Origin of the sequence: Nocardioides sp., assembly GCF_047606145.1 — a bacterium.
Taxonomy (GTDB): Bacteria; Actinomycetota; Actinomycetes; order Propionibacteriales; family Nocardioidaceae; genus Nocardioides.
The window spans coordinates 37,253-60,927 of the sequence record NZ_JASGET010000008.1 but is presented as its reverse complement, the minus strand read 5'-3'; the positions used below and the strand labels follow the sequence as shown (position 1 = coordinate 60,927).

The window sequence follows — 23,675 nt, the reverse complement described above, 5'->3', positions numbered from 1 at the left end:
GGGCGCTGGCACAGATCATCTCGCCTAGGTAGGCTTGAGGCGACAATTCGTCCGGCGTGAGGTGAAATATGGCGAAGGTTCTTGAGAAGTCGGAGGTCACGGCGACCGACGGAACGAGCGAGCGGGTGATCGATCACCCGGCCTGGGTCGAGTTGAAGGGTGCCGTGGAGCGGCTGCGTGGCTGGCAGGCGGCCGACGGGTCGATCGACCGTGCCGCCGCCGACGCCCCGCCTCAGCAGCAGGTCGCGACGACGGTCGCGACGATCACCGCCGCGGTGGCCGGACTCTCACCGTTGCTCGTGCACGACGCCGACTACCACGCCGCGCTCATCCGAGATCTCGATGCCTGGGTGGCCGGTGGCTGCGGCGTGCCGGACTTCCTGGACTCCCTGCTCGCCTTCCAGCCGGCGGCCGAGCGGGTCGACGGGCGGCAGCATCTGGTGGTGTTCCCGATGTACACCCAGAACGGCAACCCGAACCGCAACTTCGAGGCGGTGGTCATCCGGATGGTCTGGCCGTCGTGGCTCGCCGAGCTCGAGGCGACGAGATATGACAATCCGCTCTTCTGCGGCATCACCTTCGAGGACTTCACCCCGGGCTACGACACCAACTCCGCGGTGCTCTTCCCCGAGACGGTCGCGGTACGAGAGGTGCCGTCGCGGTTCAGCTGGGGCGCGATCTTCTGCGATCGCGAGGCCGCCCGCTTCCGGCGGGTGACCACCAGCGTCGTCGACCTGCTCGGCATCGGCCTCCCCGACGAGGTGCGGGACCTCCTCGCCGACCAGCAGCGCTGCCAGGACGCCTTCGTGCTCTGGGACATGGTGCACGATCGCACCCACAGTCACGGCGACCTGCCGTTCGACCCGTTCATGATCAAGCAGCGCCAGCCGTTCTGGATGTACGGCCTGGAGGAGCTGCGCTGCGACCTGACCGCCTTCCGTGCCGCGGTCGACCTGGCCAGGGACGCCGAGCAGGGCACCGTCGCGCGCGAGCTGCTGCAGACCGCCCGCGACGTCCAGATCGCGGTCCTCTTCGACCGGATGTTCCGCTTCCCGCTGACCGGGTCGCGGGTCCGCAACTATGACGGCCTCGGCGGGCAGCTGCTCTTCGCCTACCTGCACAAGCACGACGCCGTCCGGTGGACCGACAACACCCTGCGCATCGACTGGGACCTGGCGGTGCAGACCACCACCAGGCTGTGCGACGAGATAGGCGCCCTCTACCGCGACGGCATCGACCGCCCGAAGCTGGTGCACTGGTTGGCCGGCTACGACCTGGTCTCGGCCTATCTCTCCCCGAACCCGGCGTCGAGGTGGGCGAAGGGCGCCGAGGCCCTGGACCTCGACAAGCTGCCCCGGCAGCTGGTCGACGACGTCCATCCCGACGAGTTCCCGCTGAGCATGTTCTTCGAGGCCCTCGGCAAGAAGGTCAAGGACGTGATCGCTTCGACCGAGGGGATCACGGCGCAGGCGGCGTGATCCCGACGGCGGCCTGGGCGACGGGCGTCGAGGCCGGCACGGATAGCATCGTGTGGGTAGCCCCGCGCGCGACCACGACGAGAGCACGATGACGTTGAAACGGAGCCCATCTGTGGCTGAGGCAGCACCGACCCCCGACTCGTCGGCGACCATCTCGGCGGCGCACGACGCGACCGTGCGCGGCTTCGCGAGCGACAACTACGCCGGCGTGCACCCGGCGGTGCTCGCCGCGTTGAGCATCGCCAACGGCGGCCACCAGGTGGCCTATGGGGAGGACGCCTACACCGAGCGGCTCGCCGAGCGCATCCGGGCGCTCTTCGGCGAGCGCACCGAGACCTACCCGGTCTTCAACGGCACCGGGGCCAACGTGGTCGGCCTCCAGGCGCTCACCGATCGGTGGGGAGCGGTCATCTGCGCGGCGACCGCGCACATCAACGTGGACGAGGGCGGCGCGCCCGAGCGGATCGGTCATACCAAGCTGCACCAGGTCGACGCGCCCGACGGCAAGCTCACCCCGGCGCTCATCGACCAGCAGGCCTACGGCTTCGACGACGAGCATCGGGCCATGCCGCAGGTCGTCTCCCTCACCCAGTCCACCGAGCTCGGCACGCTCTACACCCCGGCCGAGATCCGGGCGATCGCCGACCATGCCCACAGCCTCGGCATGTCCGTGCACATGGACGGATCCCGGATCGCCAACGCGACCGCCGCGCTCGGCGTACCGGTCCGGGAGTTCACCACCGACGCCGGGGTGGACGTGCTCTCCTTCGGCGGCACCAAGACCGGCGCGATGGGCGCCGAGGCCGTGCTGATCCTGAACCCGGACCGGGTGCGCCACCTCAAGCACATCCGCAAGCTCTCGATGCAGCTCGCCTCCAAGATGCGCTTCATCTCCGCCCAGCTCGAGGCTCTGCTCGAGGGTGACCGCTGGCTGGAGCTGGCCGACCATGCCAACGCGATGGCGCAGCGGCTGGCGACCGGCGTCGAGGAGCTGCCCGGTGTCGAGCTGCTCCATCCGGTCCAAGCCAACGGCGTCTTCGCCCGACTGGATCAGGAGGTGAGCCGGCGACTGATGAAGAGGTTCCGGTTCTACTTCTGGGACGAGGCCGCCGGGGACGTGCGCTGGATGTGCTCGTGGGACACCACCGAGGCCGACATCGACGCGTTCCTGGCCGCCCTGACCGACGAGCTGGGCGGGGTCGGCGCCTGACCCGACGGGCCTGGCTCGGCGTGTCGCGGCGACACGCCGATATCCCGTGAAATTCTGGAAGAATTTTCTCGATGGATGCCTGTGCGCTGACCTGCGTAAACACACGTTTCGGCAGGTCAGCGGATGGTTGACGGCCGCGCGGGCGCGGACGGAGGCTGGGCTGGTTCGCCCACGCAAGGTCGCGGTCGGCGAACCGGCGTCCGAGGGTCCGGGTCGGAGGGTGTCGAGCCAGGCACTCGTCCGAGGTGAACCTACGGAGACCGGTGCGCTACCCGCGAGGGCAACGTGGGAGGGCCCAGAGGTCCTTAGACAACGACCGGTCCGCGGCAGCCAGCCGTGGCCCGGGACGGCCCGAAGAGCCTCCCGGCCCTCCCACGCCTTTGCCGCCGGACGACGACCCGCGGTGCTGTGACGGAGCTGCCGCGACGGCCTCGTGAGCGGTCGGCGTCGATCCGCGTGGCTCACCGGTGCCGTCGTAGGCTGGGGCTTCCACCAGCGACTGTGAGGCACCCACTGTGACCCAGGCCAGCTCCGGCCCGACGACCGATCCCGGCACCGAGCTGGGCCGGATCGTGATGGTCGTCCCGACCTACAACGAGGCGGCCAACCTCGACTGGATCGTGGGACGGCTGCGGCGTGCCGAACCGGAGGTCGAGGTGCTGATCGTCGACGACGGCTCGCCGGACGGCACCGGCGACCTGGCCAATGGGCTCGCGGCGGCCGATCCGGCGGTCCACGTCCTGCACCGCACCGAGAAGGCCGGCCTCGGTGCGGCCTACCTGCATGGCTTCGGATGGGCCTTGGAGCGCGGCTATGACGTGATCGGGGAGATGGATGCCGACGGCTCCCACCAGCCCGAGGAGCTCGGCCGACTGCTCACCGCCCTAGTCTCCGCCGACCTGGTGATCGGCTCACGCTGGGTGCCCGGGGGATCGGTGCTCAACTGGCCGTTGCGCCGTCAGGCGCTGTCTCGCGGTGGCAACCTCTACGTCCGGATCCTGCTCGGCATCCCGGTGCGCGACGCCACCGCCGGCTACCGGGTCTTCCGGCGTACGACGCTGGAGAAGATCGACCTCGCCTCGGTGGAGTCCACCGGATACGTCTTCCAGACCGACCTGGTCACCCGGACGCTGCGCGCCGGCCTGGTGGTCCGGGAGGTGCCGATCCAGTTCGTCGAACGGGTCCGCGGCGCCTCGAAGATGAGCGGTGCCATCGCCGCGGAGTCGATGCGGCTGGTCACCCGCTGGGGGCTCGCCCAGCGCCGCGAGGAGCTCCGGGCGAGGTTCGGCCGATGAGACGCCGTACGCCGTGGTCGGTGGCCCTGATGGTCGCCTTCCTGGTGGTGCCGCTGCTGGAGATCTACGTGCTCATCCAGGTCGGTCAGGTGATCGGGGCCGGGTGGACGGTGCTCCTGCTGCTCGCCGACGCAGTCTTCGGGAGCTGGCTGATCAAGCACGAGGGCGCCCGGGCGTGGGCGACGTTGCGCACCGCCCTCAGCGAGGGCCGGATGCCGCACCGCGAGCTCGCCGACGGCGCCCTGGTGGTGCTCGGCGGGGCGCTGATGATCAGCCCCGGGTTCGTCAGCGACGTCCTCGGCATCCTGCTGGTGGTGCCGGTGACCCGGCCCTTCTTCCGTCGGCTGCTGGGCGCGATCCTGGCGCGCCGCTTCCTGACCGGCGGGCCGCGGCCGCCGGACGACGTCATCAAGGGCGAGGTCGTCGACCGGAGCTGAGCCGGCTCTCGACTCGCGCGGCCGCCCGACCATCTGCGCGGGCCGGGCGGACAGACCGAGCGCCGGGCTCAGGCGGTCGCCTTGCTCCGCTTCGGGCTCTTGCGGTGCAGGTGCGCCGGGCCGATCTCACCGCCGCGGAGCAGGTCGAGACGCTCCTTGAGGATGTCCTCGAGCTCCTTCTCCGAACGCCGCTCCAACAGCATGTCCCAGTGGGTGCGGGCGGGCTTCTCGTTCTTCTCCTCCGGCTGAGCACCGGAGGTGTTCAACGCCTCGGCGCCACAGCGCGGGCACTCCCAGACCGCCGGCACCTCGGCCTCGTCGGACATGGTGATCTCGAACTCGTGGCCCTGCGGGCACCGGTAGCCGACCTGCTGACGGGCCGCGAACTCGATGCCGCGCTCGTCCTCGAAGCTCTGTCCTCCCAGTCGCGCGCCACGCAACGTACGCTCGGCCATTGGCACCTCCTGAGTGCTGTTCCCCCGGGTTTCATTCCATGAGACGGCTGCCGTGGCGCCCCATGACGTGCTTCACGCCCACCCGCTCGATCTGTTCAACGGTACAGACCTCGGCGGGATTCCGGGAATCTCTGGCCGTGCCGGCGGTCACAGCGCTCTTCACGACCCTCCTCGCAGTCCTCTTCGCAGCCCTCCTCACAGCACCGCGGGCGGGCGGTTGCCGGCCTGCGCGATCCCGCGACGCGGGTCCAGCCGGAGCAGGAAGAGCGCGCCCAGGACGAAGAAGACGATCAGCGAGACGATCGCGGGCCGGTAGGAGCCGGTGACCTGGAAGACGATCCCGAACAGCAGCGTGCCGAACCACGAGGTGCCACGCTCGGCGGCGCCGTACAGCGCGAAGTACTCACCCTCCCGGCCGCGCGGGATGAGCAGGCTGAAGAAGGAGCGGGACAGGGCCTGGGTGCCGCCCATCACCAGCGCGATGGCGACGCCGGCGACCAGGAAGAGCGCGACGTTGCGCTCGGGCAGGAACATCGCCGCGACCACGATCGCCATCCAGCCGAACGTGCCGTAGAGCAGGCATCGATAGGCGCCGTACCGGCCGGCGTACCTGGCGAAGACGAGCGCACCGCCGAACGCGACGAACTGGATCATCAAGATGGCGGTGATCAGCACCGAGTCGGAGATGTGCAGCTGCTTGGAGCCGTAGATCGAGGCGGAGTAGATGACCGTCTGGATGCCGTCGTTGTAGAACAGGTAGGCGATCAGGAACGTCATCGTCATCGGGTAGCGGCGCACCTCGCGCAGGGTCGCCCAGAGCTGTCCGAAGGAGCGCCGCAGCAGGCCACCGGACTCGTCCTCGACCGCCTGCGCCGGGTGGTCGCGCAGACCGCGCAGGGACACCACGGTGAAGCCGGCCCACCACAGCGCGGCGGAGAGCAGCGAGAGTCGTACGGCGAGCTCCTTGTCGATCCCGAAGGCGTCGTGACCCTGGACCATCACCAGGTTGATCAACAGCAGCAGGCCGCCGCCGAGGTAGCCGAACGCCCAGCCGCGGGCGGAGACCCGGTCGCGCTCGTCCTCGGTCGAGATGTCGACCAGGATCGCGTAGTAGCTGATGAGCGAGCAGCCGCCGAGGATGCTGCTGACCACCACCGCGAACGCGCCGAGCTGCCAGTGGTCGCCGCTCATGAAGTACAACAGAGCGGCGAAGAACGACCCCGCCCAGGCGAACCAGGCCATGTGCAGCCGCTTGCGGCCGGACCGGTCCACCATCGCGCCGACGATGGGCAGCACGAAGGCCGAGGCGATGGTGGCGAAGCTGGTCAGGTACGACGGCAGCGACCCGGCCGCCAGGTGCAGACCGAGCAGGTCGACGGTCTTGGCGCAGGTGTCGTCGGCGGAGTCGCCGCAGCCGGCGGCACGACCGGCCACGGTGATCATGAACGGCCCGAAGAGGACGGTGAGCACGGTGGTGTAGTAGGCGGAGTTGGCCCAGTCGTACCAGTTCCAGGAGCGCTGTTCGGCGCGACGCTGGAGCGTGGTGCGATCGCCGACCGCGGCCGTCACGCGTCGTCCTCGTCCACCGGATCCACCGGATCCACCGGATCCACCGGGTCCCACTGGCCCCGGTCGCGCAGCACCTCGCGGAGCAGGTCGGTGCGGTCGGTCATCAGACCGTCCACCTCCCGGTCGAGCAGCGTGCGCATCTCGGCCGGGTCGTCGACGGTCCACACGTGCACCTCCTTGCCGGCCGCGTGCGCGCGGCGTACCAGGGCGGCGCTGGCGACGGTGAGCGCGAGCGGTCCGAGCCGTCGCCGGTGCGGGATCTGCAGCGCACTCACCCGGCCGTGGGTGAGCGCGTCGGCCAGGCGCGGGTGCGGCACCACCAGCCAGGTCAGCACCTCCAATGGATCGGCCGAGGTCCGCACGCGACCGGCGCTGAGCCGGCGGAACTCGGCGAGCCGGCGCCGGGAGAAGGATCCGACGATGACCCGGTCCTCGGTGCCGGTGGCGAGCAGGAAGTCGGCCAGCGCCGCGGCCGCACCATCGGCCTTGAGATCGATGTTGAAGGTGACGCCGCCGAACTCCTCGAAGAGCTCGGCCAGCCGCGGCACCGGATACCTGCCGCCGACCCGGGCCGCGCTGACCTCGGCGTAGGTCAGCTCGCCGATCCGGCCGCGGGCGTCGGTGACCCGATCAAGTGCCTCGTCGTGGAAGGCGATCAGCACGCCGTCCCGGGTGATGTGGACGTCGGTCTCCAGGTGCGTGTAGCCCAGCGAGACCGCATGCCGGAAGGCGGCGAGCGTGTTCTCGTATCCCTCGATGTCGGGGTGGTGGGCTCCACCGCGATGGGCGTAGGCGCGCACCGGCCCGCGGTAGGTCTGGCTCACACCGAGCAGTAAACCGCACGTCCCGTCCGGGTCGGCTCAGATGTCCCGGAACGGCGTGATGTTGGCGCCGAGCTGGTTGAGCCGCTCGGCCAGGTCCTCGTAGCCGCGCGCGATCACGTACGTCGAGCGCAGCACCGAGGTGCCCTTCGAGGCGAGCATCGCCAGCAGGACGACCACCGCCGGCCGCAGCGCCGGCGGGCAGACGATCTCGGCGCCGGAGAAGTGGGTCGGTCCCTCGATCATCACCCGGTGCGGGTCCAGCAGCTTCACCTGGGCGCCGAGCTTGGAGAGCTCGGTCAGATAGATGGCCCGGTTCTCGTAGACCCAGTCGTGCAGCAGCGTCTGACCGGTGGCCACCGCCGCGATCACCGCGAAGAACGGCAGGTTGTCGATGTTGAGACCCGGGAAGGGCATCGGGTGGATCTTGTCCAGCGGAGCGTGCAGCACCGAGTGATGAGTGGTCAGGTCGACCAGCCGGGTCATGCCGTTGCGGGCGACGTACTCCTCGGAGCGGGTGTAGCTGAACCCCATCTCCTCCAGCGTGGCCAGCTCGATCTCGAGGAACTCGATCGGCACCCGCCGGATGGTGATCTCGGAGTCGGTCACGATCGCCGCCGCCAGCAGCGACATGGCCTCGATCGGGTCCTCGGAGGGCGCGTAGTCGACGTCGACGTCGATCTCCGCGGTACCGGTGACGGTGAGCGTGGTGGTCCCGATCCCGTCGACCGAGACTCCGAGCTTGCGCAGGAAGAAGCACAGGTCCTGGACCATGTAGTTCGACGACGCGTTGCGGATCACGGTGGTCCCCGGGTGCAGCGCCGCCGCCATCAGGGCGTTCTCGGTGACCGTGTCGCCGCGCTCGGTGAGCACGATCGCGCGGGTGGGCGTCACCCCGGGATCGACCCGGGCGTGGTAGCTGCCCTCGGTCGCCTTGACCTCCAGGCCGAAGGGTCGCAGCGCCGACATGTGCGGCTCCACGGTGCGGGTGCCGAGCTGGCAGCCGCCGGCGTACGGCAGCTCGAAGGTCTCCGCGCGGTGCAGCAGCGGGCCGAGGAACATGATCACCGACCGGGTACGCCGAGCCGCGGCCTCGTCCACGGCGTCGAGCCGCAGCTCCTTCGGCGGCACGATCTCGAGGTCGTTCTCGTCGTTGAGCCACCGGGTCTGCACGCCGAGCGAGCTGAGCACCTCCAGCAGCCGGTTGACCTCCTCGATCCGGGCGACCTTGCGGAGCGTGGTGCGACCACGGTTGAGCAGACAGGCGCAGAGCAACGCCACCCCGGCGTTCTTGGAGGTCTTGACGTCGATCTCGCCGCTCAGCGTGGTAGGCCCGGTCACCCGCAGGTGGGTCGGGCCGGCGCCGATGTCGACGATGGAGGAGTCCACCGCCGCGCCGATGCGGGCGATCATCTCCAGGGAGAGGTTCTGTTGGCCCTTCTCGATCCGGTTGATCGCGCTCTGGCTGGTGCCGAGTCGGTCCGCCAACTGGGTCTGGGTGAGCCCCCGATGCTTGCGGGCGTCACGGATGAGGTTGCCGATGCGGCCCTTGTATCCCTCGCTCATGGATACCGACAGTAACTCACATATGAGATAACGCGAAGTCCAGCGTCGGCGTTTCGCTCGTCACATCCCGGGCCGGGTCACGACGGGCGGTCATCGGCGGCGGGTGCGGCGATGCCAGGATGATGCCATGCGCGCGACCACGATCCACGGCGTCCGGGACATCCGCTACACCGACGTGCCCGACCCGGTGATCGCCGAGCCGACCGACGCGATCGTCCGCGTCACCGCCGCCTGCATCTGCGGCTCCGACCTGTGGAGCTACCGCGGCGACAACGGCCCGATCGAGCGGCCCCGGACGATCGGGCACGAGTGCCTCGGCGAGGTGGTCGAGGTCGGCAGCGCGGTGCGCACGTTCCGCGTCGGAGATCACGTGCTGGTGCCGTTCGACCACTGTGACAACACCTGCCCGGCGTGCGTGGCGGGCTATCAGTCCGCCTGCGTCAACCACGCCACCACGACGAGTGGGCAGGGCGAGTACGCCCGGGTCGCCGAGGCCGACGGGACCCTGTTCTCCCTCGGCGGCGCGCCGGCGAGGGACGAGATCCCCGACCTGCTCGCGTTGACCGACGTGATGGCCACCGGCTGGCATGCGGCGGTGATGTCCGGCGTGCGACCCGGCGGTACGGCGGTGGTGGTCGGTGACGGCGCGGTCGGGCTGTGTGGGGTCATCGCCGCCGTGGAGCTGGGCGCCGAACGGGTGATCGCGATGTCGCGGCACGCCGACCGGCAGCGGCTGGCACGGGAGTTCGGCGCCACCGACATCGTGGCCAGCCGTGGCGCCGAGGGTGAGGCCGCGGTGGCCGAGCTGACCGGCGGCGTCGGTGCGGACTACGTCTTGGAGTGCGTCGGCAACGACGCCGCGATGCGCACCGCGCTGCACGTGGCCAGGGCCGGCGCGACGGTCGGGTTCGTCGGTGTGCCGCACGGCGTCGAGGTGCCGATCCGGCTTCTCTTCGACACCAACGTGGGCCTCAAGGGTGGGATGGCGCCGGTGCGTGGTTACGTCGAGACGCTGCTCGACCTGGTCCGCGCCGGCCGCATCGACCCCGGACGCGTGCTCGACCTGGCGCTTCCGGTCGAGCGGGCGGCCGACGGCTACCGGGCGATGGACGAGCGGACCGCGATCAAGGTCCAGCTGACGTACTGACCTGTTGACCGGCTGACCGGCTGACCTGTCGGGCCACCGCCGCGCCGGCCGAGCGCGATGGCGTGACGATGGTGTAGTCATGGACACATGACCGGCACCGATGCGCTACGCGCCGCGCGCGACCAACTGATCGCCCTCCGCACCTCGTACGCCGAGGCGGTGGCCCGATTCCGGTGGCCCGAGGTGGGGGAGAGCTTCAACTTCGCCCACGACTGGTTCGACACCTTCGCGCGCGGCAACGATGACCCGGGACTGGTGATCGTCGAGGAGGACGGCAGCCGGGCGTCGTACACCTTCGACGAGCTGGTGCGCCGCTCCGACCAGGTGGCGGCCCGGTTGGGCGCGGCCGGGATCGGCCGGGGCGACAGTGTGGTGATCATGCTCGGCAACCAGGTCGAGCTGTGGGAGTCGATGCTCGCCGTGATCAAGCTCGGCGCGGTCATCATGCCGACCACCACCGCCGTCGGCACGGCCGATCTGGTCGACCGACTGGCGCGTGGCGAGGCGCGGGCGGTGATCTGCAACGCCGTCGACGCCGCGAAGTTCGACGATGTGCCGGGCGACTACCTGCGGTTCGCCGTCGGCGGTGCGCCCGAGGGCTGGTCGGACCACGGCGCCGCCTACGATCTCGGCGAGGTGAGTGTGCCGCACCCGGGCAACGCCTCCACCGACCGACTGCTGCTCTACTTCACTTCGGGGACCACCAGCCGGCCCAAGCTGGTCGAGCACACGCATCTGTCCTACCCGGTGGGACACCTGTCCACGATGTACTGGCTGGGCCTGGAGCCCGGCGACGTGCATCTCAACATCTCCTCGCCGGGCTGGGCGAAGCACGCCTGGTCGAACTTCTTCGCCCCGTGGCTGGCCGAGGCCCGGGTGCTGGTGTTCAACTACGCCAGGTTCGACGCCGCCCGACTGCTCGCCGAGCTGCGCCGCGAGCACGTCACGACGTTCTGCGCGCCGCCCACGGTGTGGCGGATGCTCATCAACGCCGACCTGGGCGAGAGGCCGAGCCGGCTGCGCGAGGCGATCGGCGCCGGCGAGCCGCTGAACCCCGAGGTGATCGCCCAGATCGAGCGGCACTGGGGGCTGACCATCCGTGACGGCTTCGGCCAGACGGAGTGCACCGCGTCGGTGGCCAACACGCCCGGCGAGCCGGTGAAGGCGGGCTCGATGGGCCGCCCGCTGCCCGGGGTCCCGGTGGTGCTGGTCGATCCGGAGAGCGGCGAGCTGGTCGACGGGGTCGGGGAGGGGGAGATCTGCCTGGATCTGACCGGCCCGGACGGTCGGCCGCTCACCCTGATGACCGGCTACCAGGGCGACGAGGCACGCAACGCACACGCGATGGTGGGCGGCTTCTACCACACCGGCGACGTGGCCGGCCGGGACGAGGACGGCTACATCACCTACGTCGGCCGCACCGACGACGTCTTCAAGGCCAGTGACTACAAGGTGAGCCCGTTCGAGCTGGAGAGCGTGCTGATCGAGCACGTCGCGGTGGCCGAGGCGGCCATCGTGCCGGCACCCGATCCGGTCCGGCTCGCCGTGCCGAAGGCGTACGTCGCCCTGGCGCCCGGGCACGAGCCGACCGCCCAGACGGCGGAGTCGATCCTCGCCTTCGCCCGGGACCGGCTGCCGCCGTACCTGCGGGTGCGCCGGCTGGAGTTCTTCGAGCTGCCCAAGACGATCTCCGGCAAGATCCGGCGGGTGGAGCTGCGCCAGCGTGAGGTCGAGGCCGTCGACGACCGGCCGCCGGGGGAGTACCGGGACGAGGACTTCGGTCTGCGCGGGTGAGTGCGGACCGCTACCCGCGGTGGGCGATGGTCGGTGCGCTGGGATCGCGCACCGCCGACGAGATGTCGGGCACGGCGCTCCTGCTGCTCGCCCTGGCCGCCACCGGACGGGTCGGCGCCGGAGCGGCGGCGGTCGGCTCGCTGACCATCTCCGCGGCGATCGGCGGACCGCTCCTCGGCGTGCTCCTGGACCGCTCCCGGCACGGGCTGGCGATCGCGCTCGGCCTCTACGGCGTCGGATTGATCGGCTGCGCCCTGGCGTTGCACGCCGGGCTGACCGTCCTGGCCGCGCTGGTGGCGCTGGTCGCGGGACTCCTCGGTCCGGCGGTGGCGGGCGGCTGGTCGGGCATGCTGACCAGCACCGATCGCCAGCGCGGACGCCGGCTCGCCGCCTTCGACGCCGCCTCCTACAGCCTGGCCAGCCTGATCGGACCGCTCATCGCCGGGGTGGCCTATGCGCTCGGCGGGGCGAGCACGCCGGTGGTGGTCACGGTGGTGCTGCTCGGGTTCGGCACCTGCTGCGCCGTGCGGGCGGCGACCCGGCGGGCCACCGCGGACCGCGACCGGTCCGCGGCCTCCGCGCTCGGCGACATGGTCGACGGGATCCGGACGATCTGGCACGACCGACCGCTTCGCGCCGTGACGAGCGCCTCGTGCATCGGCTTCGTGGGCTTCGGGATGCTCTCGGTCGCCGTACCCCTGCTCGGTGCGGAGCGCCTCGGCAGTGCCGGGAACGGCACCATCCTGCTCGCCCTGATGGCCGCCGCCGCGCTGGCCGCGGCCGCAGCGGCGGACCGCCTCGACCTGCTCAGCCGGCCGGGGCCGCTGTTCGTGGCCGGCACCGTCCTGGTCGCCGCGGGCCTGCTGGTCATGACCGTGCCCACCCGTCCGGCCGCCCTGATCGCGGCGGCGCTGATCGGCCTGGGCGACGGCCCGCAGCTGGCGGCGTTGATCCAGGTCCGCCACCTGCGCGCGCCGGCGCGGCTGCGGACCCAGATCTTCACCACCGGCGCGAGCCTGAAGATCAGTGCGGCCGGAGCGGGGGCCTACCTCGCCGGGGCACTCGGCTCGGACGACCCGACGCTGTTCACCGGCGTGGCGGCGGGCCTCTACCTGGTGGCGGCCATCGCGGTGCTGCCCGGACTGCCCGGCCTGCGCGCGGAGCGAACGGGAATGGCCGGGAATGACCGGATATAGTTGATGGTTGAACCACACATGAAGAAGATCGGGTTCCTCTCGTTCGGCCATTGGACGCCGTCGCCGACCTCCCACACCAGGTCCGCCTCCGACACCCTGCTGCAGTCCATCGACCTCGCGGTCGCCGCCGAGGAGCTCGGCGCCGACGGCGCGTACTTCCGGGTGCATCACTACGCCCGGCAGCTCGCCTCGCCGTTCCCGCTGCTGGCCGCGATCGGTGCCCGGACCTCGCGGATCGAGATCGGCACCGGCGTGATCGACATGCGCTACGAGAACCCGCTGTACATGGCCGAGGACGCCGGCGCGGCGGACCTGATCGCGGGGGAGCGCCTCCAGCTCGGCATCAGTCGCGGCTCGCCGGAGCAGGTCATCGACGGCTACACCTACTTCGGCTACGAGCCCGGCGAGGGACAGAGCGACGCCGACATGGCGCGAGCCCACACCGAGGTGTTCCTGGAGGTCATCGCGGGTGCCCGGTTCGCCGAGCCCAGCCCACGACCGATGTTCCCGAACCCGCCGGGCAGGCTCGGGCTGGAGCCGCAGTCCCCGGGCCTGCGGGACCGGATCTGGTGGGGCTCCGGCTCGAACGGCACGGCACAGTGGGCGGCCAGGCTCGGGATGAACCTGCAGAGCTCGACGCTGAAGAACGACGAGTCCGGAGAGCCGTTGCACGTGCAGCAGCGCAAGCAGATCGAGCGGTATCGCGAGGCCTGGAAGGAGGCCGGGCACGAGCGCGAGCCGCGGGTCTCGGTGAGTCGCAGCATCTTCGCGCTCACCACCGAGCAGGACCGGCGCTACTTCGGCGCCGACGGCGACAGCGAGGACCAGGTCGGCTATCTCGACGCCCACACCCGGGCGGTCTTCGGCCGCTCGTACGCCGCCGAGCCGGAGCTGCTGGTCAAGCAGCTGGCCGAGGACGAGGCGATCGCGGCGGCCGACACGCTGCTGCTCACGGTGCCCAACCAGCTCGGCGTGGACTACAACGCCCACGTGCTCGAATCGATCCTGACGCACGTGGCTCCCGAGCTCGGCTGGCGCTGACGACGCAGGCCGCCCGGGCGCGACGTCGTCGGTCGAGTGACGGTCGCCGGCTGTCGGCATCGTCGGTCGAGTAGCGAGCCGAGCGTATCGAGACCCGGTGACCGGTGGTCTCGAGTAGCCCTCGCTCGTTCCTCGGGAGGGCTACTCGACCAACGAAGAGCTGGCCATCGCTGGCCGAATAGCGAGCGCATCTCGACCCGACGAGCTGTCAGGGGCCGACCGGTGACAAAGCTACTGTGGAGTAGGTTTGCTCCATGACCCCACCCCGCGCTCTCATCACCGGCGCCGCCGCCGGCATCGGCCGGGCCAGCGCGGTCCGGTTCGCCGCCGCCGGCTGGCGGGTCGGCGCCTTCGACGTCGACGAGGACGGCCTGGCCGACCTGGCGGACGAATGCGGGGACGCGGTGCACACCGGGCGGCTCGACGTACGAGACGAGGGGGAGTGGCGCGCCGCGCTCGAGGCCGTCGCGGCACCCGACGGCCGGCTCGACGTCCTGGTGAACAACGCCGGCATCCTGCAGGGCGGTGCGTTCGCCGAGCTTCCGCTCGCCGACCAGCTGCGCACGGTGGACGTCAACGTCAAGGGCGTGGTGCTGGGGTGCTACCTGGCCCACCCTTACCTACGACGCGCGCCGGGCGCGCACGTGGTCAACCTGGCGTCGGCCTCGGCGATCTACGGACAGCCCGAGCTGGCGACGTACTCGGCCACCAAGTTCGCGGTGCGCGGACTGAGCGAGGCGCTCGATCTGGAGTGGCGCGACGACGACATCACCGTCACCGCGCTGTGGCCGATGTTCGTGCGCACCGCGATGACCGCCACCATGTCGAACCCGGCCACGCGGCGGATGGGGATCAACCTCACCGCCGAGGACGTCGCGGCCCAGGTCTACCGCGCCGCGACCACCGGCCACGGTCGGCTCGGCGGCGTCCACCGCGCGGTCGGAGGCCAGGCCAGGGCGATGATGGCGGCCTCTCAGATCGCGCCGAGCTGGCTGCTGCGAGCGGTCAACGGACGCCTGACGACGGACAGGTCAGGAGCGCGCCGCGGCTAACCGGCGCTGCTGCTCGCGACGACGCCGCTCGCGGCGGCGGAGCGTGGCGGGCAGCGTCAGGATCAGCGCGAGCACGACGCCGATCAGGCCGCCGAGGGAGTTCGCGACCAGGTCACGGCTGTCCGAGACGCGGCCCGGGATGTACTCCTGGGCGTATTCGATGCCACAGGTCATCGCGACACATCCGATGAGCGCCAGCCACCACAGCCGCGACCCGAAGAGCAGCAGCAGGAAGACGCCGATCGGCACGAACAGCCCGATGTTCGCCAGGAACTCGAGCCGGTCGTAGTCCAGCGACATCGCCAGGCCGCGCCGGTGCAGTCCCTCGATGGCGCGCTCGATCAGGTCCTCCTGGCTCGGGCCGATGGGCTGCGGGGTCAGGGTCAGCCAGCCGACGAAGATCAGGTAGCCGCCGGAGAGCAGGCTGAGGAACGGGTGTCGGTGCAGCATTCCTCCAGTGTGCCGGAGGTCTGGTCACGACTCCGCATCGAGGAGCGCGATCGGCGTGCCGTGGTGATGGGCGTGCCCGAGCAGCCTGCCGTCGAGACGGAGCGCGGCGCCGTGGGTCGCGATGGAGTAGCCCGAGCTGGTCTGCCGCGGCGGCACGCCCTCCAGCGACAGGTGCGCGAGCGGCAGCCGGTCGCGGTGTTCGGCGATCACCTCGGCGACGGCCGCCGACACCTCGGCGGGCCAGTACTGCTCGGTGATCGACTGCCACACCACGGTCAGCACGTCGTGGTCGACCGGGGTGGCGAGCTGTGCGGCGATCCATCGCTCCACCGAGGCGCGATCGACCTGGACCGGGTGCGCGGCCACGATCCGCAGGGCCGCGGACAGGCGCGCGTGCCGGGTCAGGTCGAACGGCCACACGAACGACGTCAGATAGCGCGCGCCCGCCGCGCTGGCGGCGTCGACCGGGGCGAGGTCACAGCCGCGGCGCTCGATGACGGTGAGGTCGATCGGCCGTACGCCGCGTGCCGTGGTCTCGATGCTGAGCGGGCTGTTCGCCGGACCGTAGGACCAGCCGGGTCCGGTGAAGCGGTAGTGGTCGACGTTGAGGTTGAGCCCGGCCGAGGCGCCGAGCTCGAGCAGCCGGATCCGGGATCGGCCCGAGCGCCGTACCGCGTCGAAGAGGCCGATCACGAGGCAGGCGGACCGGCCGACCTCGTTGGTCTGGGGAGCCAGGTCAAGTGCCCGTCGCAGCTCGTCGACGTGGCCGGCCAGCACCGGAGCGGCCACCGGCCAGACCAGCTGTGGGTCGGCGGTGCCGCCCTCGGACGGGTAGAAGCGGGCCAGCTCGGCGGCATCGCCGCGCAGCGCGATGCGGAACAGGCCGGCGAGCAGCCGCAGCTGGATGGCGTCGGCGCGCGGGGCGTGCAGATGGTCCCGGCAGATCTGTGCGGTCGGCCCACCCGCCTCGAGATCGTCGGCCAGGTGATCGAGGAGGACGCCGTACAGGTGGTCGCGGTGGCCGAAGTGACTGCGGAACTGGTCGGCGAGCGGGAGCCGCTCGGAGAAGGACGGGTCGTTCAGCATCCAGATCTGGCGGCGCTCCTCGCGGGTGAGGTCGGCGGTGGCGAGGATCCGGTTGAGCACCGCCGACTTGCCGGCGAGATAGCGGTCGATGTCCATCGACCGGTCGGCCGCGAGGGTGAGCTTGGTGGCGCCGTACTCCTCGCGCAGGTCGGCCCGGCGGCGGAGCACGTCGCGCACGGCGAGGTGGTTGCGCGCGCTGAGGGCGTCGCGCTGGCAGACGTAGACGTGGCGCCGAGGGTGGTCGTCGGGCGCTCGGAACGCCTCCCGACCGTGGACGCCGAGGTCGCCGCGATGCTGATAGCCCAGCGAGACCAGGGCGGCGACGGCGGCCGGCACGTCGGCGGCGCCGACCAGGACGTCGATGTCGATGACCGGCTTGGCGGCGAGCCCGGGGACCGCGGTGGACCCGACATGCTCCACCGTCGCGGAGGCGATCTCCCTCACCGCCGCGCGCAGGGAGGACGCCACCTGCTCGAACTGGTCCGGCCACGCGGGGGAGTAGGGCACCACCTCAATCGCCATGCTCCGATCATGACCCGCTATCGCCACCGGGCGCGCACCGGGCTCACCGCGACCGGCACCGGGTTCGCTCAGGAGTGCGGGACGAACGAGGTCGAGCAGGTCCGGACGTGCCCGTTCTTACGCACTCTGACGTCGACCCGGACCCGGTAGCCCGCGGTGGCGCCGGAGATGTAGTACTTCACGGTGGCTCGGCCCTTGGCGTTCGCCTTGGCGCGATGAGGCGTGGTAGTGGTCTTGTAGTGGGCGAGGGTGCGTACCTTCGCGTGCGAGGCGGTCCGCACGCGGACGAAGGTGCTGCTGTACTTCTTGGGATGGGCGTTCGACATGCTCGCGTGGCAGGTCAGCGGCGCCGCCGCATCCGCGGCTCCGGTGCCGATGACCGGAAGTCCGAGTACGACGGCGGCGGAGGCGAGCGTCAGGGCGAGCCTGGTACGGGGGGATGCGTTGAGAGTCACGATCCGCGACCGTAGTGACCGTGCACGGTGGCGCGTCGCGGGTCGCTCGTGAACCACCCGAAGTGACTACGCCGGGTAGCCCGCTCGGCCGGTCCGGGGTCGCGATGTCACACCTGCGTGAGCCGGTTCGTCACCAGGATGGACGTCATGACGCGACGAAGGAGTGGTGAGAGATGAGATTCCACAGCCGGGTCGAGCCGCCGGAGCCGATGCGGGGCCTGGAGGTGCCGGCCGAGGTGGTCGCGTCCCTGACCGATGCCGCCCGTCCACGGGTGCGGGTCACGATCAACGGCCACACCTGGCGCACCAGGATCGCGATCATGCGTGGCCGGCATCTGATCGGCCTCAGCAACGCGAATCGGGCGGCGGCCGGGGTCGCGACCGGGCAGGAGGTCGAGGTGGCGGTGGAGCTCGACACCGAGCCTGTCACGGTCACCGAGCCGGACGACCTCGCGGCGGCACTGGCCCAGGACCCGGTCGCCGGGGCGGCGTACGGTCGCCTCACCGCGAGCCAGCGACGGCAGCACGTGCGCGCCATCGAGAGCGCGAAGAGGCCGGAGACCCGTCTGCGACGGATCCGGCAGGCGATCGAGTCACTGCGCGAGCGGTGACGGGTCGAACCGGCCGCCGAGTGGCCGCCGGTTCGCTACTGTCCTGTCATGATCGCGCCCGTGCACGCGGAGTACCTCGCCACCATCGAGAACGAGGCGCATCGCGCCAAGCTCGCCGACATCCTGGACTGGATCTCCACGACGTGGGCCGAGCTCGAGGCCGTCGTGAAGTGGAAGCAGCCCATGTTCACCCATCACGGCACGTTCATCATCGGCTTCTCGGTCTTCGCCAAGAACATCGCCGTCAGCCCGGAGGACGCCGGCATGGAGCGCTTCCGCGAGGCGATCCACGCCGCCGGATACACCACGACACTGCGACTCTTCCGGATCAGGTGGGACGACCCGGTCGACCACGACCTGCTCCGCGAGATGATCGAATGGCAGCTCGCGGACAAGGCGGAGTTGACCAGCTTCTGGCGCCCCTGACGATCCCGAGGTCAGGTCGAGCGGCGACGCGAGTCACCGGGATGGCTCGCCGTTCCCGGTAGCCCGATAGCCTCGTCGGTCATGGGCAACGTGGACGTGCGTCCGGCGACAGCGACGGATGCCGCCGCGATCAGGCGCATCGGACGAGAGACGTGGCCGAGCACCTGCGCCTTCGCCGGGGAGGCGTACATCGCCCACGGCCTCGCGACATGGTGGTCCGACGAAGCGGTGCTGCGTGGCATCGAGACGACGCGGACCTTCGTCGCCGAGCTCAGTGGCGACGTGATCGGCATGGGGAACGTCGATCTCCGCCCGGAGAGGCCGATCATCTGGAAGCTCTACGTGGTGCCGGGCCACCAGGGGACCGGGGCCGGTCACGCACTCATGGCGCGTCTTCTCGCCGAGGTGCCTCCGGGGTCGGAGGTTCTGCTCGAGTACGCCGCCGGCAACACCCGTGCTGCGGACTTCTACCGGCGCCACGGCTTCGTCGAACTGCGACGCGAGGCCCCACCGCAGAAGGGCTGGCCCGACCAGGTCTGGATGGTTCATCGAACCGCTGCGGTCGGCGATCAGGGCAGGGGCGATCGGGGCAGGGGCAAGAGAGCCTGACAGGCCTCCAGGTGGTGGAGTCGGATGTCGTCTCGGCGTTGCCGTTCCCAGGTGTCTCTGGTCAGTCGCCACCGGTTGAGCAGGGCGGGCTCGCCTTGCCGCGTCGCCCAGTCGGACCCGTTGGGTTCGTATCCGAGGCCCCGTGAGATCGCGTTGGAGCCGTGGTTGTCGACGAAGGCGTCGCTGCCCGCCTCGGCGGCGCCGAGGCCGTCGAAGGCCAGATGCAGGATCGCGGCCCGCATCTCGTGTCCGAGCCCACGACCGCGCTCATCGGCGGAGAGCCACGAGAAGGTGGTGACCGTCCGCAGGGTGGCGAAGTTCGCGCCGATCAGGCTCTGCTCTCCGACAGGGCGACCGTCGACCATCACCACGAAGGAGAGTCGCCAGGCGTCGGGCGCGATGTTCCCGCGATGTCGCCAGATCGCCCGGAGCCACGTGGCCACGCGGCGGTCGGGATCGGCCTCGTAGAACGACATCGGGTCGTCGTACGGCGGAGGGTCGGCCTGGGTCTTGCCCGCGCGCACCAGGTCGGCGAGCTGGTCCAACAACTCGTCCGTGGCAGCGCGCAGCTCCAGTGTCGGCGTACTGACGCGCACATCGAGAAGGGGATAGTTCTTCATGGGTCCGTCCCTCTGCTTCCAGGGTCGAGGCGCGCACAGGTCAGGGCGCCACGACGCATCGTCGCAACGGAGCAACGGAGCTCGCCATCGAATTTCCGTGTCGAACCGGCGTCGAGTCCGACATCGTGGGCGTGGCGCCTGATCCGCTCGGCACGATGGTCGGGCCGACGGTTCTGTATCAGTAGCCGGTACGTCCGTCGACACGCTCGCGCAGCAGGTCCATGTGACCGAGGTGGCGGGCGTACTCCTCGACGAGGTGGGTCAGGATCCAGGCCAGATTGACGCTGGCGCCGCGGCGTTTCCCACGCGCCAGGGCGTCCAGATCGTCCCAGTCGGAGAGGATCTCGCGGGTGTCGGCGATCTCGCGTTCGTACGTTGCGACGTCGGCGAGTGCGGTGGCGGGGGAGACGTCGTCGAAGTCCCCGTCGCGGCTCCCCTCGCTGCAGTAGTAGTCCGGCACGTCCTCATCGCCCTCGACCACGACCCGCACCCAGTAGGCCTCCACCTCGGTCAGGTGGCGGACCAGCCCGATCAGGCTCATCGTCGACGGCGGTACGGCGCGCTCGCACAGCTGTTCGGCGTCGAGACCGGCGACCTTGAGGAGCACCGTCTCGCGGTAGGTGTCGATCCAGTGGTCGAGCACCTCCCGGACCGTACCGGTCATCGGCCCGTGGTCGCGGGTGTCCTCGCGTTCAGGAAGGGTGGTCTGCTCGGAGCTCATGGCCATCACACAACCACGCGCGGCGTGCGAGTTCACCTGCATTGCCAGAGCCCGCGAACGGCGCGCTGGCCTCGACCCTGGTGTCAGCGTTGCTCTCTCCAACCGGGCCGCGGACTCGCCGCCGATCAGCGGAGATTTGCTCGTTGAGAGGCTGGCCAACGGTGGCTGGTCGCCGGCGGGCAGCCTCGAGATCACCGCCAGGAGACGTACGGTCATGAGCGTCGTGCGGTGACCAGCAGCCGGTCCCTGGTTCGTCTCCCGACGCCGGGCAGGATCTCGATCCGTTCGAAGCCGGCTCGGGTCAGTCGAACCTGCAATTCGGAGACCGTCCAGGGCCGCATCCAGAAGGTGTACTCACGGCGGACGGCGCCGGCGCCCTCCAGGGCTCGGCCGCGTTCAACAGCCGGTTGGCGACATCGACGGTGGCGACGAGGTGGCCGGTCGCGGACCGGAAGTCCGCCGTCTCGAGTAGCGCCGTCAGTTACCTTCGCTCCATGGACTTGGCGGAACGTATCGCAATACGCGGGAGCGAGGTCCTGCTCTTCGGATTGACTCCTTCTCGGATCACGGTCACTCGTGTGCAGGCACAGGAGAGCGCCGACACGACACAAGAGTGCCTGACTCCTTGGAGCCTTGATCGGCTCGTCCTCCACGACATCGACGATGAGAGGGGCCTGCAACTCTGTGGCGCGACCCTTCCATTCCTTCTCACGATCGAGCTTGCAATCTAATCTTCCGAGCCCAGCTCCTGAAGTGAGAGGACAACCTCCAGTGGACATGCTTGAGCGACTTGAGCGGACGCGTGATGGTGCTCGCTTCGACGAGCTGCTTGACGAGCTCCTTCCTGGCGATGAGTCGGCGAGGGCAACCGCGGTCGAGCTGCTGGCTAGGCTGCCGTCTGGCAGCTACCGGCATATTGGGCTCGTCGCGAAGTGCGGGGAGTGCGGGGTGTGGGAGGCGATCCCGCAGATCCGCGAGGCATTCGAGAACCCAGGAAAGAGACCGCGGGACACCCAGGCAAGTGCGGTGTGGGCACTCAATGACCTCCTCGGCCCCGAGGAGAGGATCAAGTTCCTCATCGAGGCCTTGGACCAAAGGGACTTCACCGTGGCCGAGCTTGCCGCGAGTTTCATCGGAGGGAGCGAAGACTCGGGCGTCGTCGAGCCCCTCCTCGCCTGGCTTCACGACCGACTACAGCGTGCGCGCTCCCAGACGCAGGCGCACTGCACGACGGAGGTCATCGCGGCGTGCGTCCGACTCGCTGACTCGGCGCAGTCGACCCGACTGCACACGATCCTGGACGGAGCCCGGCTGACCAAGCTCGAGCAGCTGGCAGCCGACGGCCTGTTCCCCGGCCTGGAATTGAGCGGGCGCGCCCCCATCATGGACTGGCCGGACTGAGCCTCGCCCGCCGCCACTGCCAGTCGTCGCAATGGGCGCGCCCGGGTCGGCCGATACCGCCAGGGCCGTGGACGAGGTCGTTGTGGGTGTCGCAGAGGGTACGCCCCGAGGAGGTCGAAGACCTGGTGCTGAAGATGGGCATGGTGCTGGGAGGGCGAGGTCTACAGGGTCGAAATCTGTTGACAACGGTCACGCACGTCATGGAACGCTCAGCAGCGTGACCAGTAGCGAAGTCTGGGACGAAGAGACCGCCGCCAAGTACGACGCCGACGCCGCAGAGCACTTTGCTCCAGACGTGCTGGATCCAGCAGTCGACCTCCTTGAGCGTCTGGCCGAGGGAGGTCCTGCGTTGGAGTTCGCCATCGGGACGGGCCGGGTTGGCATTCCATTGGCGTCACGCGGCGTTCCCGTGACGGGTATTGAGTTGTCCGAGCCGATGGTGGCCGAGCTTCGACGGAAGGTGGGAGACGAGCGGATTCCTGTGACCGTCGGCGACATGGCCACGACGGTTGTGCCCGGCGCCGGGTCGTTCTCGCTCGTCTTCCTTGTGTGGAACAGCATCTCGAACCTCCGGACGCAGGCCGAGCAGGTGCAGTGCTTCAAGAACGCGGCACATCACCTTCGCTCCGGCGGTCGCTTCGTGATCGAGCTCTGGGTTCCGCCGATCCAGCGCCTGTGGCCGGGGGAGGAGGCTGTTCCAGTGAGCATCAGCGAGGAGCACTTGGTCTTCGATACTTACGACCTGGTCACGCAGGAGTGCGCCTCGCACCACTACTACCGCGACGGGGACGGCAGCCTTCGGCAGGGGACCGGTCACTTCCGGTACATCTGGCCGTCCGAATGTGACCTCATGGCCCAGTTGGCCGGCCTCGAGCTCGAGTCGCGGTGGGCTGACTGGACGGGCACGCCTTTCGTCGCCACCAGCGGCAGTCATGTGTCGGTCTGGCGCAAGGTCTGATCGCACGTCCAGCAGAGGACTGGCGAAGCAACATTCGAGAGGGCGACGAGTCACAGCCAGGAGTGATCACGCCTGCAGACTGGCGGACGGCCGTGGTGTAGGACCGCAGCGTTGAGATCCTCAGTGGGCGCTCATCGCATCGCAGGTCGGTGGCGAACTCCTCGACGTGATGCGGACGCCGGGTCCACCGGTACTCGCCGGATCGTCGAGCGAGCGGAGCGGACGGGTTCCTTCGTCTGTTTCGACCTTAATTGGCAGGACGGGAGTTGATGAACCGGGAGTACTGCACACGGCGATACAGTCCTTCGTCGTGGATCTTGAAGCGGCCAGCCTCTATCGGCGGACCCAAGCCGAGCGAGACGACCAGTTCCTGTCTTGGCAGAGGACCGACCGAGCGTTCTTTGCCTCTGGGGCGTGCCACATCCTGGCGTGGACCTGCCGTGAGCTCTACCCGGCGCAGTCGATCGGTATCGCGGCGGTACGCGCCGCCGACGAGGATCAGGTCTTCCACACTTTCGCCACGTGGAACGAGTGGGCGTTCGACCACTGCGGATGGCACCCGGCGGACGACCTGGTCAACGTGAACCAGGACTTCGTTGGTTGCCCGCTGGTGCGGGTTGAGATCGGAGCGGATCTCGCGGAGTTCTGCCGCCAGCACTATCACCGGATGCCTCATCACTACTACGACGACCCTCGGCCGCGGGCCCGCGACTACGTGCGCCGGTTTGATCCGCCGTGGTCGTGGCGAGCGTAGG

General features: G+C 69.9%; 25 protein-coding genes. 15 read left to right on the top strand and 10 right to left on the bottom strand.

Annotation, left to right across the window (positions count from 1 at the left end):
- Positions 1 to 68 precede the first annotated feature (68 nt).
- The 4 genes from QM638_RS00820 to QM638_RS00805 all read left to right on the top strand — a co-directional run bounded on the left by QM638_RS00820 (position 69) and on the right by QM638_RS00805 (position 4,420).
- Positions 69 to 1,478 carry a DUF6421 family protein gene (locus QM638_RS00820; protein ID WP_415140027.1) on the top strand — a complete coding sequence of 470 codons (1,410 nt, stop codon included), beginning with the start codon at positions 69 to 71 and terminating at the stop codon, positions 1,476 to 1,478.
- Between the two features lie 112 nt (positions 1,479 to 1,590).
- Positions 1,591 to 2,688, top strand: a complete 1,098-nt coding sequence (locus QM638_RS00815; RefSeq protein WP_415140026.1) for a threonine aldolase family protein — start codon at positions 1,591 to 1,593, stop codon at positions 2,686 to 2,688.
- A gap of 515 nt (positions 2,689 to 3,203) precedes the next feature.
- A complete protein-coding gene (locus QM638_RS00810; protein WP_415140025.1) occupies positions 3,204 to 3,983 on the top strand; it encodes a polyprenol monophosphomannose synthase in 780 nt (259 codons plus the stop codon).
- Complete coding sequence (locus QM638_RS00805) at positions 3,980 to 4,420, top strand: FxsA family protein (RefSeq protein ID WP_415140024.1); 441 nt, start codon at positions 3,980 to 3,982, stop codon at positions 4,418 to 4,420. Before QM638_RS00810 ends, QM638_RS00805 begins: the two co-directional genes overlap by 4 nt.
- 68 nt (positions 4,421 to 4,488) lie before the next feature.
- Here QM638_RS00805 and QM638_RS00800 read toward each other — a convergent pair whose 3' ends face one another.
- The 5 genes from QM638_RS00800 to QM638_RS00780 are packed head-to-tail and all read right to left on the bottom strand — an operon-like array spanning position 4,489 to position 8,831.
- On the bottom strand, positions 4,489 to 4,875 hold the full coding sequence (locus tag QM638_RS00800) for an RNA polymerase-binding protein RbpA (RefSeq protein WP_415140023.1): 387 nt from the start codon (positions 4,873 to 4,875) through the stop codon (positions 4,489 to 4,491).
- A gap of 31 nt (positions 4,876 to 4,906) precedes the next feature.
- Positions 4,907 to 5,038, bottom strand: coding sequence for a hypothetical protein (locus QM638_RS00795; RefSeq protein ID WP_415140022.1), 132 nt, complete (start codon positions 5,036 to 5,038; stop codon positions 4,907 to 4,909).
- A 32-nt stretch (positions 5,039 to 5,070) separates the two neighbouring features.
- Positions 5,071 to 6,444, bottom strand: a complete 1,374-nt coding sequence (locus QM638_RS00790) for an MFS transporter (RefSeq protein WP_415140021.1) — start codon at positions 6,442 to 6,444, stop codon at positions 5,071 to 5,073.
- Positions 6,441 to 7,268, bottom strand: a complete 828-nt coding sequence (locus tag QM638_RS00785; protein WP_415140020.1) for a glycerophosphodiester phosphodiesterase family protein — start codon at positions 7,266 to 7,268, stop codon at positions 6,441 to 6,443. The genes QM638_RS00790 and QM638_RS00785 overlap by 4 nt, the downstream gene beginning before the upstream one ends.
- 36 nt (positions 7,269 to 7,304) lie before the next feature.
- Positions 7,305 to 8,831 carry a UDP-N-acetylglucosamine 1-carboxyvinyltransferase gene (locus tag QM638_RS00780; RefSeq protein ID WP_415140019.1) on the bottom strand — a complete coding sequence of 509 codons (1,527 nt, stop codon included), beginning with the start codon at positions 8,829 to 8,831 and terminating at the stop codon, positions 7,305 to 7,307.
- 127 nt (positions 8,832 to 8,958) lie between these two features.
- Here QM638_RS00780 and QM638_RS00775 point away from each other — a divergent pair, with 127 nt between their 5' ends.
- The 5 genes from QM638_RS00775 to QM638_RS00755 all read left to right on the top strand — a co-directional run bounded on the left by QM638_RS00775 (position 8,959) and on the right by QM638_RS00755 (position 15,061).
- On the top strand, positions 8,959 to 9,978 hold the full coding sequence (locus tag QM638_RS00775) for a zinc-dependent alcohol dehydrogenase family protein (protein ID WP_415140018.1): 1,020 nt from the start codon (positions 8,959 to 8,961) through the stop codon (positions 9,976 to 9,978).
- 87 nt (positions 9,979 to 10,065) lie between these two features.
- Positions 10,066 to 11,772: an AMP-binding protein gene (locus QM638_RS00770; RefSeq protein WP_415140017.1), complete on the top strand. Its 1,707-nt coding sequence runs from the start codon at positions 10,066 to 10,068 to the stop codon at positions 11,770 to 11,772.
- Positions 11,769 to 12,968, top strand: coding sequence for an MFS transporter (locus QM638_RS00765; RefSeq protein WP_415140016.1), 1,200 nt, complete (start codon positions 11,769 to 11,771; stop codon positions 12,966 to 12,968). Before QM638_RS00770 ends, QM638_RS00765 begins: the two co-directional genes overlap by 4 nt.
- 18 nt (positions 12,969 to 12,986) lie before the next feature.
- Positions 12,987 to 14,009: an LLM class flavin-dependent oxidoreductase gene (locus QM638_RS00760; RefSeq protein ID WP_415140036.1), complete on the top strand. Its 1,023-nt coding sequence runs from the start codon at positions 12,987 to 12,989 to the stop codon at positions 14,007 to 14,009.
- A gap of 254 nt (positions 14,010 to 14,263) precedes the next feature.
- Positions 14,264 to 15,061, top strand: a complete 798-nt coding sequence (locus QM638_RS00755; RefSeq protein WP_415140015.1) for an SDR family oxidoreductase — start codon at positions 14,264 to 14,266, stop codon at positions 15,059 to 15,061.
- Here QM638_RS00755 and QM638_RS00750 read toward each other — a convergent pair.
- From QM638_RS00750 to QM638_RS00740, 3 genes are all read right to left on the bottom strand, one after another.
- Positions 15,041 to 15,511 carry a VanZ family protein gene (locus QM638_RS00750; protein ID WP_415140014.1) on the bottom strand — a complete coding sequence of 157 codons (471 nt, stop codon included), beginning with the start codon at positions 15,509 to 15,511 and terminating at the stop codon, positions 15,041 to 15,043. The two genes, QM638_RS00755 and QM638_RS00750, sit on opposite strands and share 21 nt — an antisense overlap.
- Before the next feature lie 24 nt (positions 15,512 to 15,535).
- Positions 15,536 to 17,119, bottom strand: a complete 1,584-nt coding sequence (locus QM638_RS00745) for a DUF2332 family protein (protein WP_415140013.1) — start codon at positions 17,117 to 17,119, stop codon at positions 15,536 to 15,538.
- A gap of 68 nt (positions 17,120 to 17,187) precedes the next feature.
- Complete coding sequence (locus QM638_RS00740; RefSeq protein ID WP_415140012.1) at positions 17,188 to 17,574, bottom strand: hypothetical protein; 387 nt, start codon at positions 17,572 to 17,574, stop codon at positions 17,188 to 17,190.
- 173 nt (positions 17,575 to 17,747) lie between these two features.
- Between QM638_RS00740 and QM638_RS00735 the strand changes: the two genes are divergently transcribed.
- From QM638_RS00735 to QM638_RS00725, 3 genes are all read left to right on the top strand, one after another.
- Positions 17,748 to 18,185: a YdeI/OmpD-associated family protein gene (locus QM638_RS00735; RefSeq protein WP_415140011.1), complete on the top strand. Its 438-nt coding sequence runs from the start codon at positions 17,748 to 17,750 to the stop codon at positions 18,183 to 18,185.
- A 48-nt stretch (positions 18,186 to 18,233) separates the two neighbouring features.
- Complete coding sequence (locus QM638_RS00730) at positions 18,234 to 18,611, top strand: iron chaperone (RefSeq protein ID WP_415140010.1); 378 nt, start codon at positions 18,234 to 18,236, stop codon at positions 18,609 to 18,611.
- Between the two features lie 81 nt (positions 18,612 to 18,692).
- Positions 18,693 to 19,220, top strand: coding sequence for a GNAT family N-acetyltransferase (locus tag QM638_RS00725; protein WP_415140009.1), 528 nt, complete (start codon positions 18,693 to 18,695; stop codon positions 19,218 to 19,220).
- Here the strand turns inward: QM638_RS00725 and QM638_RS00720 are convergent.
- Together QM638_RS00720 and QM638_RS00715 are read right to left on the bottom strand one after the other, a co-directional pair.
- Positions 19,181 to 19,840, bottom strand: coding sequence for a GNAT family N-acetyltransferase (locus QM638_RS00720; RefSeq protein ID WP_415140008.1), 660 nt, complete (start codon positions 19,838 to 19,840; stop codon positions 19,181 to 19,183). The genes QM638_RS00725 and QM638_RS00720 overlap by 40 nt on opposite strands.
- Before the next feature lie 178 nt (positions 19,841 to 20,018).
- The gene (locus QM638_RS00715) at positions 20,019 to 20,561 is read right to left on the bottom strand and encodes a DinB family protein (protein WP_415140007.1); all 543 of its coding nucleotides are present in this window, start codon (positions 20,559 to 20,561) and stop codon (positions 20,019 to 20,021) included.
- Positions 20,562 to 21,332: 771 nt separating this feature from the next.
- Between QM638_RS00715 and QM638_RS00710 the strand changes: the two genes are divergently transcribed.
- From QM638_RS00710 to QM638_RS00700, 3 genes are all read left to right on the top strand, one after another.
- Positions 21,333 to 21,962, top strand: a complete 630-nt coding sequence (locus tag QM638_RS00710; protein WP_415140006.1) for a hypothetical protein — start codon at positions 21,333 to 21,335, stop codon at positions 21,960 to 21,962.
- Positions 21,963 to 22,179: 217 nt separating this feature from the next.
- Positions 22,180 to 22,920: a class I SAM-dependent DNA methyltransferase gene (locus tag QM638_RS00705; RefSeq protein WP_415140005.1), complete on the top strand. Its 741-nt coding sequence runs from the start codon at positions 22,180 to 22,182 to the stop codon at positions 22,918 to 22,920.
- A 310-nt stretch (positions 22,921 to 23,230) separates the two neighbouring features.
- On the top strand, positions 23,231 to 23,674 hold the full coding sequence (locus QM638_RS00700) for a hypothetical protein (RefSeq protein WP_415140004.1): 444 nt from the start codon (positions 23,231 to 23,233) through the stop codon (positions 23,672 to 23,674).
- The last annotated feature ends 1 nt before the right edge of the window (position 23,675 follow it).

What these genes read in the sequence shown, in the direction of transcription:
- QM638_RS00800 (WP_415140023.1), bottom strand. Translation starts at nt 4,875, where the DNA reads ATGGCCGAGCGTACGTTGCGTGGCGCGCGACTGGGAGGACAGAGCTTC.
- QM638_RS00750 (WP_415140014.1), bottom strand. Translation starts at nt 15,511, where the DNA reads ATGCTGCACCGACACCCGTTCCTCAGCCTGCTCTCCGGCGGCTACCTG.
- QM638_RS00820 (WP_415140027.1), top strand. Translation starts at nt 69, where the DNA reads ATGGCGAAGGTTCTTGAGAAGTCGGAGGTCACGGCGACCGACGGAACG.
- QM638_RS00780 (WP_415140019.1), bottom strand. Translation starts at nt 8,831, where the DNA reads ATGAGCGAGGGATACAAGGGCCGCATCGGCAACCTCATCCGTGACGCC.
- QM638_RS00715 (WP_415140007.1), bottom strand. Translation starts at nt 20,561, where the DNA reads ATGAGCTCCGAGCAGACCACCCTTCCTGAACGCGAGGACACCCGCGAC.
- QM638_RS00775 (WP_415140018.1), top strand. Translation starts at nt 8,959, where the DNA reads ATGCGCGCGACCACGATCCACGGCGTCCGGGACATCCGCTACACCGAC.
- QM638_RS00725 (WP_415140009.1), top strand. Translation starts at nt 18,693, where the DNA reads ATGGGCAACGTGGACGTGCGTCCGGCGACAGCGACGGATGCCGCCGCG.
- QM638_RS00760 (WP_415140036.1), top strand. Translation starts at nt 12,987, where the DNA reads ATGAAGAAGATCGGGTTCCTCTCGTTCGGCCATTGGACGCCGTCGCCG.
- QM638_RS00770 (WP_415140017.1), top strand. Translation starts at nt 10,066, where the DNA reads ATGACCGGCACCGATGCGCTACGCGCCGCGCGCGACCAACTGATCGCC.
- QM638_RS00745 (WP_415140013.1), bottom strand. Translation starts at nt 17,119, where the DNA reads ATGGCGATTGAGGTGGTGCCCTACTCCCCCGCGTGGCCGGACCAGTTC.
- QM638_RS00730 (WP_415140010.1), top strand. Translation starts at nt 18,234, where the DNA reads ATGATCGCGCCCGTGCACGCGGAGTACCTCGCCACCATCGAGAACGAG.
- QM638_RS00735 (WP_415140011.1), top strand. Translation starts at nt 17,748, where the DNA reads ATGAGATTCCACAGCCGGGTCGAGCCGCCGGAGCCGATGCGGGGCCTG.
- QM638_RS00805 (WP_415140024.1), top strand. Translation starts at nt 3,980, where the DNA reads ATGAGACGCCGTACGCCGTGGTCGGTGGCCCTGATGGTCGCCTTCCTG.
- QM638_RS00720 (WP_415140008.1), bottom strand. Translation starts at nt 19,840, where the DNA reads ATGAAGAACTATCCCCTTCTCGATGTGCGCGTCAGTACGCCGACACTG.
- QM638_RS00755 (WP_415140015.1), top strand. Translation starts at nt 14,264, where the DNA reads ATGACCCCACCCCGCGCTCTCATCACCGGCGCCGCCGCCGGCATCGGC.